Here is an 11,857-nt window from a genome sequence, read left to right as displayed (position 1 = left end):
TGTGTGTGGGGGTCGGGCCGCGCGATCTCCCACCCGCGCGCCGCCCCCGCCCCCCCGGGGCCCCCGCCCCCGCGCCGGCGCCCCTCCTGCCCGGCGCCCCGCGGCGGCGATCACCGCACGGCACGGCGGCCCCGCCCCGGACCTACCGCGTCCGCCGTTCGAAGAGGACGGCCGCCAGGGTCACGGACACCACGCCGATGCCCGCACACCACGTCAGGGCCACCCAGGGGGCGTCGCCCGCCGGCTGGGCCAGGAGCAGGGCCCGGAGGGATTCGATCACCGGGGTCAGCGGCTGGTGGTCGGCGAAGCCGTGGAGCCAGCCGGGCATGGTGTCGATGGGGACGAACGCGCTGGACGGGTACGGCAGGAACATCATCAGGAAAGTGAAGCCGCCCGCCGCCTCCGGCGTGCCGGCGAGCAGCCCGAGCGTCGCCGCCAGCCAGGAGATCGCGGTGATGTACGCGACCAGCAGCGCGGCCGCGGCCAGGTAACCGGCCGGCGAGGCCTGAGGGCGGAAGCCGATGGCGAGGGCGACGGCCAGGACCAGGCCGGTGGACACGAGATTGCGCAGGACCGAGGCCGTGACGTGTCCGGCCAGGATCGGGACGCCGCCGATGTCCAGGGAGCGGAAGCGGTCGATCACGCCGTCCCGCATGTCGGTGGCGACGCTGACGGCGGTGCTCGCCGCGCCGAAGCCCGCGCAGAGCAGCATCGCTCCCGGGACCACGTAGGTCACGTAGGTGGTCCCGGTGTCGATGGCCCCGCCGAAGAAGTAGACGAAGATCAGCATCAGCATGACCGGCAGCATCAAGGCCGTGATCAGGGCGTCCGGTTGGCGGCGGCTGATGCGGAGGCTGCGCCCGGCCAGGGCGAGGGCCGCCACGGCCGTGGCGGGGCGGGCCGGCGGCACGGCGGGCCGCGCCGGGACGGCGGTCCCGGTGGCGGTCCCGGTGGCGGTCACAGGGGCAGTCCCGGTGGCGGTCCCGGTGGCAATCCCGGAGGTGGGTGCCGAGGCGGGGACGGAGGGGGTCATGGAGGGGTTCATGGAGCGGCTCCCGTCAGGGTGAGGAACACGTCGTCGAGGGTGGCGCCGCGGACCGTGAAGCGGTCCACGGCGGTGCGGTCCGGGTCGAGTGCGTCGAGCAGGGACCGGACGTGGGCGGCGCTGCCGTCGGTGGGCAGGCTGAGGCCGAGCTCCTCCGGCGCGAGGGTGGGACCCTCGGCCGCGAAGGCGGCCGCCCCCGCGGCAGCGGTGGGCGAGTCCACCGTCCCGGTGGCCGCCCCTGTCGCCTGTCCCGCCGCGAGCCCTTCCACGTGTCCCGCCGCGAGCCCTGCCGCTTGTCCTGCGGAGAGCCCCGCCACGAGCCCCGCCGCGCGCGGGGCCAGCGAGTCGTAGGCGCCGCGGCTGGTGAGGGTCAGGTCGAGGCGGTGGCCCGCCACGCGGGACTTGAGCTCGGCCGGGGTGCCCTCGGCGGCGATCCGGCCGCCGGACAGGACGGCCACGCGGTCGGCGAGCCGGTCGGCCTCCTCCAGGTACTGGGTGGTGAGCAGCACGCTCGTGCCGTCGGCGCGCAGTTCCCGTACGAGTTCCCAGAGGTCTTGGCGGCTGCGCGGGTCGAGCCCGGCGGTCGGCTCGTCCAGGAAGATCACCTCGGGCCGGGCGACCAGGCTCGCCGCGAGGTCGAGGCGGCGGCGCATGCCGCCCGAGTAGGTCTTCGCCGTGCGCGCGGCGGCTTCGGCGAGTCCGAAGCGGGTGAGGAGCTCGTCGGCGCGGGCGCGGGCGGCGCGGGCCGAGAGGCCGGAGAGCCGGCCGGCCGTGCGGAGCATCTCGGCGCCGGTCTGGAGGTCGTCCACGGCGGCGAACTGCCCGGTGAGGCTGATGCGTCGGCGGACCTGGGCCCGCTCGGTGGAGATGTCGAACTCGGCCACGCGGGCGGTGCCGGCGTCGGGTGCGGTGAGGGTGGCGAGGAGGCGGACCGTGGTGGTCTTGCCCGCGCCGTTGGGGCCGAGGAGGGCGAGGACGCTCCCGCGCGGGACGGTCAGGTCGACGCCGTCGAGGACGTGGAGGTCGCCGTAGGACTTGGTGAGGCCGGTGGCGCGGATGCCGAGGTCGTTCGTGGTCATCGGAGGCCACGCTCCCTTCTGCATGCTCGAGTCTGCGTTCTGCGTATGCAGTACGCGCTTCTGTGTAAGTAATACACAGAACTAGGATGTGGGTCAACGACGAGAGTGGAAGCGGGCGGCCATGGCGAAGGAGCCGGAGAGGGAACCGGTGGAAGGCACCGGGCTCCCGGCGAGCCTGGAAATGGCCTGGGGCCTGCGCGAACGCCCCGGCAAGGGGCCGCGCCCCACGCTGACGCTTCCCCGGATCGTGGAGGCGGCGGTGTCCCTGGCCGCCACCGAGGGGATGGACGCCGTCTCCATGGGCCGGGTGGCCAAGGAGCTGGGCGTCTCGACGATGTCCCTCTACCGGTACGTCACGGCGAAGGAAGAGCTCTACATCCTGATGTCGGACGCGGGCGTGGGCACCCCGCCGGAACCGGGACCCTCCGGGGATCCGGGCTCGGGCGAGGTCCCCGGTGCCGGCTGGCGGGAGCTGCTGACCGACTGGGCGTACGCGCAGCGCGCCGTCCTGATGGCCAACTCCTGGATCCTGCGCATCCCGATCACGGCCCCGCCGGCCACCCCGAACCAGCTGGCCTGGATGGAACGCGGGCTCGCCGCGCTCGCCGGCACCGGCCTGGAGGAGAGCGAGAAGCTCTCCACGATCATCCTGATCGGCGGGCTCGTACGGAACGAGGCCACGATGGCCGCGGACATGATGGACGCCATCGTGAAGTCCGGGGTCTCACCGGACCAGGTGGTGGGCCAGTACGTACGCATGCTGCGGCTGCTGACCGACCCGGAGCGCCACCCGTCGGTGACGCGGCTGCTGGACTCCTCGGCGTTCACCGGCTCGGACGAGCCGGACTTCCAGTTCCGCTTCGGTCTGGGCCGCCTGCTGGACGGCCTGGCCGAACTGATCAGCGAGCGGTCCACTCCGTAAGGGCGTCCCAGGCGGCGGGGGCGAGGTCGAGGACGGGGCCGTCGGCGACCTTGCTGTCGCGGACGTGCACCTGGGTCGCGCAGACGGCCACTTCCAGGCACTGGCCGCCTTCGTCACCGCTGTAGCTGGACTTGAACCACTGCAGTGCGGTCGTGGCGCTCATGTCTCTCCTAGCAGGCGGTCCAACAGGCCCCGTGTCTGCTCGGCGTTGAGGGCCTGGGTCCGCAGCATTGCATACTTGCGCGCCAGGATGCTGACCTCGTCCGGGGCCGAGACGAGCTGGCTGCCACGCTGACTTTCGGTGTAGCCGTGGTGCTGGTGGTCATGGGATTCCAGGATGGTGAACGGGCCGTTGAGGCCCGCATGAGAGGTCCGCCCCAGCGGCATCACCTGCAAGCTCACGTCCGGCAGACCCGCGCAGGCGCGCAGGTGCCGCAGCTGCTCCGCATGCACCTCGTCGCCGCCGAGGCGATCGCGGAGGACCGCCTCCCAGACGACGAAGCTCAGGGTCGGCGGGGTGGGGCGGCGCAGGATCTCCTGGCGGGCGATCCGTGAAGAGGTCAGTGACTCGACCTCCGCCTCCGGGTGGGCCGGGACGCGGCACCTGAACACGGCTCGGGCGTAGTCCTCCGTCTGGAGCAGGCCCGGCACCACCTGATTGTCGAACCAGGAGATGGCGACCGCGGTGTACTCCAGGTCCATGTACTCCTCCGCCCAGGGCGGTGTCGCGTCCAACTCGGGCATCCCGTTGGCGGCGACGGTCAACAGCCCGGGCAGCCCCAGATTCCGGTCTATCAACTCCGCGACGTTCGGCATCAGCGCCCGCCGCCCCTGCTCGATCGACGCGATGGTCTCCGCGTCCAGCCGGACCAGCTCTCCGAGCTGCTTCTGGGTCAGGTTCTTGGCGGTTCGGGCCGCGGCCACCTGCGTGCCGACCATCTTCATGGTCGTCGCGTTCGGCCTCGCTCGTTTCCTCGGTGGCATGACAGCGAACTCCCCACCCCTGCGCGTGGACTACCCCGCTTCGACCCGTACTCATCCAGGAGTACGGGTCGGCGCTCAGTCACACGCTAGTGACCGCGCGCGACCATCGTCCCGTGAATCCGCATACGCAAGCAGCCCTCCTGATCGAGCGGCTCTACCTGCGCGATCCCCAGTCCGTCGCGGCCGCGCGCCAGTTCACCCGTGACACCTTGCACGGGTGGGGGAGGCCCGGCCGGGACGGCGACGTGTCGCTCTGCGTGAGCGAGCTGACGACCAACGCCCTGCGCTACGGCGTCCCGCGCGGCCGGGGGTACCTGCTGCGGCTGCTCGCCTTCGACGCCACGGTCCGGGTCGAGGTCCACGACAGCGGGCCCGGGCTCTCCCGGATGACCGAACGGCCTCCGGGGCACGGCCTGTTGCTGGTGGACGCCCTCGCCGACGCCTGGGGCGTACTGCCCCGGGCGCCGGGCAAGGTCGTCTGGTGCGAGTTCCGCTGACCGAGGCTCAGGCGGTCGCGCGGCGGCGGTGCCGGCCGGTGCCGGCGACCAGGGCGGCGCCCATGGCCAGGGCCACGCCGGCTCCGCCGAGCGCCCAGGTGGAGGCCGGGTCGCTGCCGGTGGCGGCGAGCTGGCCGCCGGTCTGCGTGCCGGTGCCGGTGCCGGTGCCCGTGGCGGTGCCGGTGCCGCTGCCCGTCCCCGTACCCGTACCCGTGCCCGCGTCGGTGATCGGCTTCGATCCGCCGTTCGGTGCGGGGTCGTTGCCCTCGTCGGTGACCGGACCAGCTTCGAGGATCTTCGTCAGCCGGGCCTTCGCGGGGCTGATGACGTACACGTGGTGTTCGCCCGAGCCGAGGTCGTCCTCCGCGCCGCCGGCCGGGCGCAGCCGGATGTCACCCAGCGGGGCGTCCTTGGTGAAGCGGACGCGCAGCTTGACGTCGTGGATCTCTCCGGCGGCGATCGGGCCGGTCCCGAGGTCGAAGTAGACGAGCACCCCGTCCGCGTAGGAGTAGCCGACCGGCGCCCAGCCGTTCTTTCCGTAGAGCTCGACCTGGACGACCTCGTGCCGCAGCGGGGAGAAGTCCGGGGTTTCCGCCGCGAAAGCCAGGCTGAACCGTTCCAGGGCCTGCTTGCCGGTGTTGTCGACGTGGAGGCCGATCTCCTGCCAGCGGCCGCCCGCCCGGAAGCCTTCGGCGGGAAGACCGGTCAGGGAGAGCGACGGGCCGTCGACGATTTCGGGGGCGCTGGGGTCGGCGGTCGCGCCGACGATGTTGGTCTCGTACCAGGTGGTGCCGGTCCAGGCCCTTCCGCCGTCCGCGCGGATGCTCAGGCCGTCGGAGGCCAGCTTGAACGGGACCACCGCCGTCTCGGCGGCGAAGCTGATCCGCACGTCGATCGTGTAGACCGACTCTCGGGCGACGGACGGGTTCGATCCGAGGCCGTAGGTGAAGTAGTGGTCGTTGTCCCCGCCGAAGAAGTCCGCGGCCTTCCAGGACGTGTGGCCCCCCGCGTCCGTGACGAGCCGCTCCACCTTGATCTGGCCGGGCTTCAGCTTTCCCTGCTCCTGGGTGAACGTGAGCCGGGGGGTGTAGTTCTTGACCTCGGTGTGGGCCGAGTTGTCGACCGTCACGGTCAGCGGGGTCCAGCTGCCGTCCGGCGTGAAGCCGGCCTTCGGGATGCCCGCCACCGTGACGTCCGGGCCCAGGAGGATCGAGTCGGACAGGACGCTCGGGGTCTCTGCCTTGGCCGTCTCTCCGGCCGCCGGGGCCGGGGAGACCGGTGCGGGCGCCGGGGCCTCGGGCTGCGCGACCGGCGGGGTGACCGGGGTGACCGGGGTGACCGGGGCGGCCGGGGCGGCCGGGGCCGTCTCGGGCGCGGGTGCGTGCTCGGTCGCCGGGTGGGTCTCCGGCGTCGGCTCGGCGCCGGGCGCCGCGTCGTCCTTCGGCGCGGTGTCCGGTACGGACACGGCCGGCTGGTGCTGCTCGTCCGCCATCGCGGGCGTGGTCATGAGTACCGTCGGGCCGACCACTGCTGCGGCGGCCACGGCGGCGATGCGCTTGAACTGCATGTCTGGGTTCCCTCCCCGTTTTGAACATGATCAGGTTAGGGGCGGTGGGGAGGATTCCGGTCCGCAAACAGATCACGGCTCAGACAAGATGGGTTGTGGCTGTGGCTGCTGCCCCTACGCCACGGCCGACTACGCCACGGCCGACATGTTCGAGGAGGAGACCCGGTGACGGCGGAACTGTTCCCTTCGACCCTCCCGATCATGGACACCCTCGGCGGAAGCGGTCCCGGACGCGCATGGCTGGACGGACTGCCGCAGGCCGTGGCCCGGATGCGCGCCAGATGGTCCCTGAACCTTCAGGCCCCGTTCCACGGCGGTAGCTGCTCGTGGGTGGCGCCCGCCACCTTGCCGGACGGGCTCCCGGTGGTACTGAAGATCAGCTGGCCCCACCGGGAAGCAGCCGGTGAGGCCGAGGCACTGCGCTTGTGGGACGGACACCGAGCCGTGCGTCTCCTGGGGGAGGACTCCGAGCACCACGCACTGCTGCTGGAGCGGTGCGACCCGGGCCACCCCCTCCGGTCGGCGAACCACCTCAGCGCCGAAGAGCGACTGCTGGCGGGCGCGGACATCCTCCGCGAGCTGTGGCGGGCGCCGGTGCCGCAGCCGACGGGGCTGGAGCGGCTGGCAGACGTCACCGCGGAGTGGGCGGGCCTCACCGAGGAGCGTATGGAGCGGCTCCGGCCCGGCTTCGATGCCGGCCTCGTGGCGCACGGGATCCGGTTGCTGCGCGAGCTCCCGGCCACGGCGTCGCGCGAGGTCGTGGTGCACGGCGACTTCAACGCGGGCAACGTGGTCAGCGCTGCCCGCCGTCCATGGCTCGCCATCGACGCCAAGCCGATGACCGGCGACCCCGGATACGACCCGTGGCCGCTCCTGGCGGAGATCGACGACCCGTTCGCTCACGCCGACCCCGGCCGTGTGCTGGCCGGACGGTTCGCCCTGATGGCCGATGCCCTCGGCGAGACCGCCGGCAGGCTCCAGGCCTGGGGCGTCGCCCGGCGGGTGGAGACCGCCCTCTACGTGGCGAACGACGGCGACATCCCCGGCGGACTCGGCGTCATGCGCGAAGCACGGGTCCTGGCCGACCTGCTGGGCATCTGAGCAGCCCCGCGGGGGTCGGCTCACCTGGAGCGGCGGGGACGTCAGGTCGTCAGCGAGGCCGTTCCTCACCCCCCGTCTCCCCGACCCGCCCCGCCAGCCGCCCGGCCAGCCGCCCCATCGCCTCCCGCAGCTCCCGCTCCGCGCCCAGCGGGACGATCGCCGCGCGGCCGGGGACGCGTACGCCGCCGGTCAGGGCGACGCGGGTGCCGCCGCCGGGTTCCGGGGCGGCGGCCATGCCGATGATCAGGAAGCGGCTCTGGAGCCAGCACCAGCCGGGGCGCAGGACGCCGCGGAAGTGGGCGCGCAGCCCGTACCTGCTGCGGGCCAGGGCCTCCACGCGGTCGCCCGTGACCCGGAGCACGCGGACGGTGCGCATGTCCGGCTGGAAGCGGCCGAACTCGCCCTCCAGGTCGGACATCACCGCCCAGACGGCCTCCACGGGGGCCGGCACCACCTGTTCGACGACCCGGGCTCCGGGGACACCGGCGGCCATGACGCGCAGCCGGCCGACCGTGCCGGGGGAGTGTGCGGCGGTGTGCGCGAGCGGGAACGTCATGAGGACCACGCCTTTCGGAAGCTCGTACGGGCCCGGTGCAGGCGGGACTTGGCGGTGCCGGGCGGGACGCCGAGGACGGCGGCCGCGGATTCCTCGTCGAGGCCCTCCACGTCCCGGAGCACGAGGACGGCCCGGTGGGCGGGGGAGAGCCGGGCCAGGACGTCGTCGATGTCGGTGGCGAGCTGCGGGTCGCCCCGGCCGGGTACGTCGGCCAGCTCGGCCGGGCGGTCGCGGGCCGCGCGCCGGGCGGTGCGGACGGCTTCGCGGACGGCGATGGACCGGACCCAGCCGTACAGGGTCTCCGGATCCCGCAGCGCGCGCAGGGACCGGAAGACGGCGAGCAGGGCTTCCTGCGTGGCGTCCGGGCCGTCCGCGAGGGCGATCGGGGTGCAGATCCGGGCGATGTACGGGGTCAGGTGGTCGAGGAGGTCGTGCAGCGCCAGGGTGTCGCCGCCCCGGGCCGCGCGGGCGAGGGCGACCCCTCGGTCGCGGGCGGCCTGGGTGAGGGGGCCGGCCGGAGGGCTGCCCGGCGCGGCCGCCGGGGTCAACGCGCCCTCGCCAGGCGGGCCGCCGCCCAGCCGAAGGCGAGGCAGGCCGGGGTGTAGAGGGCGAGGTTGAGGGTGCGGAAGGGGCCGTCCGGCGGGCTGTCGAGGAGTCCGGCCGCCCAGCCGAGGCCCGCGAGGCCCCGTACGGTCAGCCCGGCGGCGACGGCGGCGGTGATCAGGCGGGCGGCCAGGCGGGTGGGCCGGTTGCCCAGGCCCTCCGTGTGGGCGAGGACGGCGGCGGCGCCGGTGAGGGTGAGGGCGGCGAGCGGCAGGACCACGGGCGGGCCGAAGGACACCTCCGTGCCGAGCACGGCCAGGGACAGCGTCCGCTCGTCGGGTGCGGGCCAGGTGGCGCCGGTGGCCCAGTACAGGTGGATCAGCCCGTCGGCGGCGAGCAGCGCCGCGAGCGCCCGGCCGGTACGCCGTCGCGTCGTGCCGGTCAGCGCCCCCGGCTCGGCGTCGGTCTTCGGCCCCGTCGTCGCCTCCGCCTGCGTCCTCGTCCCCGTCCGTGTCTGCGTCCTCATCGGGTGAGCCGACGGCCCCGTCGCGTGCTCCATGGTGTCCCCCATCGTGTGTCCCCCCGGCCGTGAAAACGCTCTGGCACACAGAGGAGGGGGCCCCCAGGGGAAACGTTCCCTGTGGGCCCCGTCACATCAGGCGGAGACGTCGCACCGGGCGCCCGCCACACGAGGCGGCCCCGTCAGGCGGAGCGGTCCCCTCCCGCGCGCGGGCTCCGGCCCGCGCGCCGTGCCCCGGTCAGGCCGGCTGTTCCGGGGCGCTCGCCTTGATGACCGCGAACGGCGCGCCCTGCGGGTCGGCCAGGACGGCCATGCGGCCCGCCGCCATGTCGAAGGCGGGGGCGAGGACGGAGGCTCCGGCGCGGACGGCGGCGGCCTGGATGCTGTCCACGTCGTCCGCGTGGAAGTACGGGAGCCAGTTCGGCGGGGTGCCCGGCGGGAGGTTCTTGAGGTCCATCATTCCGCCCACCGCGCGGCCGCCGACCTTGAACTCCGTGTACCCCTCGGCGTCCGGCATCTCGGACGGGGCCGTGGTGACCGGCAGGACGGCGGAGTAGAACGCGGCCGCGGCGGCGACGTCGCCGGTGCTGAGCTCGTTCCAGATGAGGGCGCCGTGCTCGTTGACGATGCCCGCGCCGTCGAAGGTGCCCGCCTGCCACAGGCCGAAGACGGCGCCGGTCGAGTCCGCGAGGACGGCCATCCGCCCGAGGTCCATGACGTCCATCGGGCCCATGATGATCCGGCCGCGCGCGTCGGTGGCGGACTTGAGGGTGGCGTCGAGGGCGTCGGTGGCCAGGTACGTGGTCCACACGGTCGGCGGCATCGGGTCGGGGACCGTGCCGTCCGGGTTCATCGCCTTCATGATGCCGGCGACGGGCTTGCCCTTGAGGGTGCAGACGGAGTATCCGCCCTGCTCGGCCGGGCCGATCTCGCCCTGCCAGCCGAAGAGGTCGGCGTAGAAGTCGAGGGCGGCCTGCTGGTCGGGAACCATCAGGTCGATCCAGCACGGGGTGCCGGGCTTGTAGGGGCCGTTCATGTCGGGCACGGGGCCCTCCGGGGGTGGGTAGGGGAAGGACGGGCCGTCCCCTACCCGGGCCGTGCGGCCCGAACCGGGCCGTTCGGGTGATCATGGTGGTGGCCGGGGGGAGATCCGCCGGTCATCGCACGGACAAGGGTGGGGAATTGAAGAGATCCGTACGGATGCTCGTATCCGTGGCGGCGGCCGTCACGGCTCTGGGCGCGACGCTCGGCACCGGGCTGGTCGCGGCGCCCCCGGCCCGGGCCGTCCCGGTCGCGGTGACGCCGCAGAACGAGATCCGGGTCGTGTCCTGGAACATCTGCGGGGAGGCCGGCGGCAACCGGGGCGACGCGGGCTACTGCCCGTACCGCGACCAGCCCGCCGCGAAGATGGACGAGGTCAAGAAGGTCGTGGACGAGCGGCGCGCCAACGTCGTGATGCTGCAGGAGGTCTGCGGCGGCGCCCCCGGCAGCCACATGGCGCTGCTCCAGGAGCGGCTCGGCGGCGCATGGTCCGTCCGCCACGCCAAGGGCGCGCGCCCCGACGGCCGCACCGACTGCCGGGCGGGACTGACCGGCGACCTCGGCATCCTGCTGGCCGTCAAGGGCAACGTCACCGGATCCTGGGCCGAGAACACGCTGCCGGCGTCCGCGGACGACCAGCAGACCCTGTCGGCGCTGTGCGTGGCGGTGGAGGGCTGGAGCACCACGCCCTGCACCACGCACATCATCCCGGGCCAGGCGAGCCGCGCCGCCCAGCAGATCAAGAACGTCAAGGCGTTCCTCGACGCGCACGCCCCCGGCGGCTCCGTCCTGGGCGGCGACTTCAACCGCAACGCCGGTGCGGCCGAGATGGCGCCGCTGACCGGCGCCTACGACAGCTGCATCGACGGGTTCACGTACCACGGCTGGGACACGGTCGGCACGGGCGGGCACTCCTGGAACAAGCTCGACCACCTCTTCACCACGAAGGCGGTCGGCGCGAGCCGCTTCGGCTCCTGCGCCATCGACTCGGCGCGGATGGACACCACCCCGAACGAGCCGACCAGCGGCGCCCCGAGCGGGGTCTCCGACCACGCGCCCGTCACCGCCGTACTGCGCGGCGCCCCGAGGGCCGGCGACATGAACGGCGACGGCGGGTCCGACCTGGTCGCCGTCGACGACGCGGGCAAGCTCCGCCTGTACGCCGGCCAGGGCAACGGAGGCGTCAGCGGCGCCCCGGCCGAGATCGGCAGCGGCGGCTGGGCCGGCGCCTCGGTCTCCCACCGCGGCGACTGGACCGGCAACGGCACCGAGGACCTCGTCGCGCGCGTCGGCACCGAGCTGCGCGTCTACCCCAGCCGCGGTGACGGCTCCCTGGCCTCCCCGGTACGGATCGGCACCGGATTCCCCGCCGACTCCCAGGTGGTCAGCGTCGGCGACGCCACCGGCGACGGCTACCCGGACGTGATCGCCACCCTCGGCGACACCCTGTGGCTCTACGCGGGCGACCCGGCCGCCAACCCCGGCGTGAAGTCCGGGGTGCAGATCGGCCTGCGCGGCTGGTCCCCGATGAACCTGAGCGCGGCGGGCGACGCCGACCACGACGGCCGCGTCGACCTGTTCGCGCGCGACGCGAACGACGAGAAGCTGTGGCTCTACCGGGGCCACGGCGACGGCACCTTCGGCGAGCGCACCGAGTACGGGCACGGCTACGGGTCCGTCAACCGGCCGCTGCTGGCGGGCGCCGGCGACGCGGACGGCAACGGGGTCGCCGACCTGTGGGCGACCACCAACGAGGGCACGGGCACGCTGCTCTTCTACGCCGGCGGCACCAACGGCGCGGGCGACCCGGCGGACGGGACCCGCACCACGGTCGGGCAGAGCGGCTGGAACGCCATCCGCGCGATCGGCTAGCGCGCTCCCGGCACGTGAGAAGGGGCCGCGGGGGGGGGGGGCGGGGGGGGGCCCCCGGGCGCCCCCCCCCCCCCCGGGGGGGGGGGGTACTCGCTAGCAGGGGGGGGGCGAGGCACTGCAGCCAGTACAC

13 protein-coding genes are annotated in these 11,857 nt (G+C 73.9%); 4 read left to right on the top strand and 9 right to left on the bottom strand.

Features of this window, described 5'->3' with window-relative positions; genetic code table 11:
- Positions 1-142: 142 nt before the first annotated feature.
- Together ACWF9Z_RS23560 and ACWF9Z_RS23555 are read right to left on the bottom strand one after the other, a co-directional pair.
- Positions 143-1,045 carry an ABC transporter permease gene (locus ACWF9Z_RS23560; RefSeq protein ID WP_453604898.1) on the bottom strand — a complete coding sequence of 301 codons (903 nt, stop codon included), beginning with the start codon at positions 1,043-1,045 and terminating at the stop codon, positions 143-145.
- On the bottom strand, positions 1,042-2,124 hold the full coding sequence (locus ACWF9Z_RS23555) for an ABC transporter ATP-binding protein (RefSeq protein ID WP_453604896.1): 1,083 nt from the start codon (positions 2,122-2,124) through the stop codon (positions 1,042-1,044). Before ACWF9Z_RS23555 ends, ACWF9Z_RS23560 begins: the two co-directional genes overlap by 4 nt.
- 121 nt (positions 2,125-2,245) lie before the next feature.
- On the opposite strand from ACWF9Z_RS23555, the gene ACWF9Z_RS23550 reads away from it, so the two are divergent.
- Positions 2,246-3,046 (top strand): TetR/AcrR family transcriptional regulator, encoded by an 801-nt coding sequence (locus tag ACWF9Z_RS23550; protein WP_453604894.1) that lies wholly within the window; start codon positions 2,246-2,248, stop codon positions 3,044-3,046.
- Here ACWF9Z_RS23550 and ACWF9Z_RS23545 read toward each other — a convergent pair.
- Both ACWF9Z_RS23545 and ACWF9Z_RS23540 read right to left on the bottom strand, forming a co-directional pair.
- Positions 3,024-3,209, bottom strand: coding sequence for a DUF397 domain-containing protein (locus ACWF9Z_RS23545; RefSeq protein WP_453604892.1), 186 nt, complete (start codon positions 3,207-3,209; stop codon positions 3,024-3,026). The two genes, ACWF9Z_RS23550 and ACWF9Z_RS23545, sit on opposite strands and share 23 nt — an antisense overlap.
- On the bottom strand, positions 3,206-3,991 hold the full coding sequence (locus tag ACWF9Z_RS23540) for a helix-turn-helix domain-containing protein (RefSeq protein WP_453604890.1): 786 nt from the start codon (positions 3,989-3,991) through the stop codon (positions 3,206-3,208). Before ACWF9Z_RS23540 ends, ACWF9Z_RS23545 begins: the two co-directional genes overlap by 4 nt.
- 152 nt (positions 3,992-4,143) lie before the next feature.
- Between ACWF9Z_RS23540 and ACWF9Z_RS23535 the strand changes: the two genes are divergently transcribed.
- Positions 4,144-4,527, top strand: a complete 384-nt coding sequence (locus ACWF9Z_RS23535; RefSeq protein ID WP_453604888.1) for an ATP-binding protein — start codon at positions 4,144-4,146, stop codon at positions 4,525-4,527.
- Between the two features lie 7 nt (positions 4,528-4,534).
- Here the strand turns inward: ACWF9Z_RS23535 and ACWF9Z_RS23530 are convergent, their stop codons facing one another.
- A complete protein-coding gene (locus ACWF9Z_RS23530; protein WP_453604886.1) occupies positions 4,535-6,094 on the bottom strand; it encodes a hypothetical protein in 1,560 nt (519 codons plus the stop codon).
- A gap of 165 nt (positions 6,095-6,259) precedes the next feature.
- Between ACWF9Z_RS23530 and ACWF9Z_RS23525 the strand changes: the two genes are divergently transcribed.
- Positions 6,260-7,195 (top strand): aminoglycoside phosphotransferase family protein, encoded by a 936-nt coding sequence (locus ACWF9Z_RS23525; RefSeq protein ID WP_453604884.1) that lies wholly within the window; start codon positions 6,260-6,262, stop codon positions 7,193-7,195.
- Positions 7,196-7,244: 49 nt separating this feature from the next.
- On the opposite strand, the gene ACWF9Z_RS23520 is transcribed toward ACWF9Z_RS23525, so the two are convergent.
- From ACWF9Z_RS23520 to ACWF9Z_RS23505, 4 genes are all read right to left on the bottom strand, one after another.
- Positions 7,245-7,751, bottom strand: coding sequence for a hypothetical protein (locus ACWF9Z_RS23520; protein ID WP_453604883.1), 507 nt, complete (start codon positions 7,749-7,751; stop codon positions 7,245-7,247).
- The gene (locus ACWF9Z_RS23515; RefSeq protein ID WP_453604950.1) at positions 7,748-8,194 is read right to left on the bottom strand and encodes an RNA polymerase sigma factor; all 447 of its coding nucleotides are present in this window, start codon (positions 8,192-8,194) and stop codon (positions 7,748-7,750) included. The genes ACWF9Z_RS23520 and ACWF9Z_RS23515 overlap by 4 nt, the downstream gene beginning before the upstream one ends.
- A 101-nt stretch (positions 8,195-8,295) precedes the next feature.
- Positions 8,296-8,820, bottom strand: coding sequence for a DUF3995 domain-containing protein (locus tag ACWF9Z_RS23510; protein ID WP_453604881.1), 525 nt, complete (start codon positions 8,818-8,820; stop codon positions 8,296-8,298).
- A 232-nt stretch (positions 8,821-9,052) separates the two neighbouring features.
- The gene (locus ACWF9Z_RS23505; protein ID WP_453604948.1) at positions 9,053-9,850 is read right to left on the bottom strand and encodes a VOC family protein; all 798 of its coding nucleotides are present in this window, start codon (positions 9,848-9,850) and stop codon (positions 9,053-9,055) included.
- A gap of 146 nt (positions 9,851-9,996) precedes the next feature.
- On the opposite strand from ACWF9Z_RS23505, the gene ACWF9Z_RS23500 reads away from it, so the two are divergent.
- On the top strand, positions 9,997-11,727 hold the full coding sequence (locus ACWF9Z_RS23500; protein ID WP_453604879.1) for an FG-GAP-like repeat-containing protein: 1,731 nt from the start codon (positions 9,997-9,999) through the stop codon (positions 11,725-11,727).
- The last annotated feature ends 130 nt before the right edge of the window (positions 11,728-11,857 follow it).

The organism is Streptomyces sp. NPDC054961 (genome assembly GCF_053609145.1).
This window is presented reverse-complemented; position numbering and strand designations above follow the sequence as displayed.

What these genes read in the sequence shown, in the direction of transcription:
- ACWF9Z_RS23520 (WP_453604883.1), bottom strand. Translation starts at nt 7,751, where the DNA reads ATGACGTTCCCGCTCGCGCACACCGCCGCACACTCCCCCGGCACGGTC.
- ACWF9Z_RS23540 (WP_453604890.1), bottom strand. Translation starts at nt 3,991, where the DNA reads ATGAAGATGGTCGGCACGCAGGTGGCCGCGGCCCGAACCGCCAAGAAC.
- ACWF9Z_RS23555 (WP_453604896.1), bottom strand. Translation starts at nt 2,124, where the DNA reads ATGACCACGAACGACCTCGGCATCCGCGCCACCGGCCTCACCAAGTCC.
- ACWF9Z_RS23505 (WP_453604948.1), bottom strand. Translation starts at nt 9,850, where the DNA reads ATGAACGGCCCCTACAAGCCCGGCACCCCGTGCTGGATCGACCTGATG.
- ACWF9Z_RS23530 (WP_453604886.1), bottom strand. Translation starts at nt 6,094, where the DNA reads ATGCAGTTCAAGCGCATCGCCGCCGTGGCCGCCGCAGCAGTGGTCGGC.
- ACWF9Z_RS23510 (WP_453604881.1), bottom strand. Translation starts at nt 8,820, where the DNA reads ATGAGGACGCAGACACGGACGGGGACGAGGACGCAGGCGGAGGCGACG.
- ACWF9Z_RS23545 (WP_453604892.1), bottom strand. Translation starts at nt 3,209, where the DNA reads ATGAGCGCCACGACCGCACTGCAGTGGTTCAAGTCCAGCTACAGCGGT.
- ACWF9Z_RS23550 (WP_453604894.1), top strand. Translation starts at nt 2,246, where the DNA reads ATGGCGAAGGAGCCGGAGAGGGAACCGGTGGAAGGCACCGGGCTCCCG.
- ACWF9Z_RS23560 (WP_453604898.1), bottom strand. Translation starts at nt 1,045, where the DNA reads ATGAACCCCTCCATGACCCCCTCCGTCCCCGCCTCGGCACCCACCTCC.